A 1,759-nucleotide genomic window follows, 5' to 3' on the forward strand; every position below is an offset into this window, starting at 1 on the left:
GAGTTGCCTGCGTGTCACGACCACAGTCCTACCGGGTTCCACCCCGCGAAGAGGACAGAATCCCGGAACTGATCACGACATCACACAGGCCCTAGAACTACCGGTACTCCACCAACCACCAGGTCGTCATCGATGACGACACCCGCTTGGTCGTCGTGGTCGGCCGGCCGCTCGCTGGCAACCGCAACGACTGCAAGGCGTGGGAGGAGTCCGGCGCCAAGGCCGCCGTCGGCCGGACACTCACGATCGCCGACGGCGGCTACCCGGGCACCGGACTCGTTATCCCTCACCGCAGGGAGCGCGGCCAGACCGAGCTCCCTGCGTGGAAAGAGGAACACAACAAGTCCCACAAGCAGGTCCGCGCCCGCGTCGAGCATGTCTTCGCCCGCATGAAGACCTGGAAGATCCTCCGAGACTGTCGCCTCAAAGGCGATGGCGTCCACCACGCCATGCTCGGCATCGCCCGGATGCACAACCTCGCCCTCGCCGGATAGGAGAGCAGGCTGCACGGCGGCCAGCCCTGCCCAGGGCGATCCGGAGATCATTTACGGGACAACCCTTAGGACTGCACCCGAAGAAATTGATCACGTTGTGCGTCAGTCATCGCATCCAGCTCAACAAAATCGGCGTCATCTCCGTAGTCGCCATCGTCCACGACTTTCCACGCCGGAAGGAGTCCACGCCCGGTGATAACCAGGCCGATTTGCGCTCTTGGATCCCTGTGCGTTTTCTGCTCCTGCGCCTCATTGAGACGGGAATTCAGCTTGACAGTGAGCTCATGAAGAGAAGGGTCATAGACGGGAGAATCCTGGCCTACCGTAGGAAAATAGTTTCCGACCACCGCCTGACCCTGCGTTGCCGAAAGCGTAACGAAGCAACTCTTCCCCGCACCGCGACAATGGATAACGCCGCTCGCATGACCCCCCTCACGCCCGGCCTCTGACACGTAATGCCTTCGCCACTGCCCAGCAGCATTTTCCTCGGTCACTCCCAGATTAATGCGGAGATATGCGGCGAGTTGATCGCTCGTCATCGACTCCAGGTCGGTGAGGCTTTGGATGTCTACCAGGTCTTCGAGGCGTTCCGTTTTCCCTACAACTCTCTTCCGCACGAGCAAGAACCCTGACCCCGTCGCGAGGAATCCAATCTTCAGTTCGCTACCCTTGCCCTGCTCGCCTCGCTCTCCAGCCTGAGTTTCCTCCACTAGACCGCTCAGATCGAGGGACAGCTCATCGAGAGCCGCGTCATACACGGGAGAACTCTGATCGACCCTAGCGAAAAGAGACATAGCCTTCGACTCGTCCGTAAAAGTAATACAGGCAGTACCGCTGTCGTGACACCAGACGATTCCGCCGCCTTCACTAGCCTTCTGATGAGCCATTTCGGTATCCAATCATAGGTTGGACGAGCATGAAGTGCCCATAGGGATAGGACATCGGCGCCTGCACCAGATATATCTTGACCCAAATCATGTGCATTGCAAGGCGACGCGCAATGATTTACCTCATTTTGCGGATCCGGCGGTGGTAGATGAGACGAGATGCTGACAAGGCGAAGAAATGTTTCGTCTCGCGTCCCGACGGCAACATCAGCATGCTGTATTGACCAGCCGCAGCAGCTGCTCGTGCTCCTCGCGCTGCCCTCGGCCCCGGAGCTACTACCGACTAGGGCCTGTGTGATGTCGTGATCATTCGGCGGTCTTCAGCAGGTCGTCGATCCAGATCATTGCGGCGCGGAGGTGGAGGCCGGCGAGGTAGCT

The 1,759-nt window shown here is 59.5% G+C and carries 1 protein-coding gene and 1 pseudogene; one reads left to right on the forward strand and one right to left on the reverse strand.

Annotated elements, in window-relative coordinates; genetic code table 11:
* Nucleotides 1-95: 95 nt before the first annotated feature.
* A pseudogene (locus tag ACGFYQ_RS42200) lies at nucleotides 96-494 on the forward strand (transposase); the annotation flags it as partial.
* A 65-nt stretch (nucleotides 495-559) separates the two neighbouring features.
* Here the strand turns inward: ACGFYQ_RS42200 and ACGFYQ_RS42205 are convergent.
* Entirely contained in the window at nucleotides 560-1,381 is an 822-nt protein-coding gene (locus tag ACGFYQ_RS42205) for a hypothetical protein (RefSeq protein ID WP_393752679.1), read from the reverse strand.
* Between the last annotated feature and the right edge of the window lie 378 nt (nucleotides 1,382-1,759).

Source organism: Streptomyces sp. NPDC048258, assembly GCF_043201995.1.
In the GTDB taxonomy this organism is placed as follows: Bacteria; Actinomycetota; Actinomycetes; order Streptomycetales; family Streptomycetaceae; genus Streptomyces.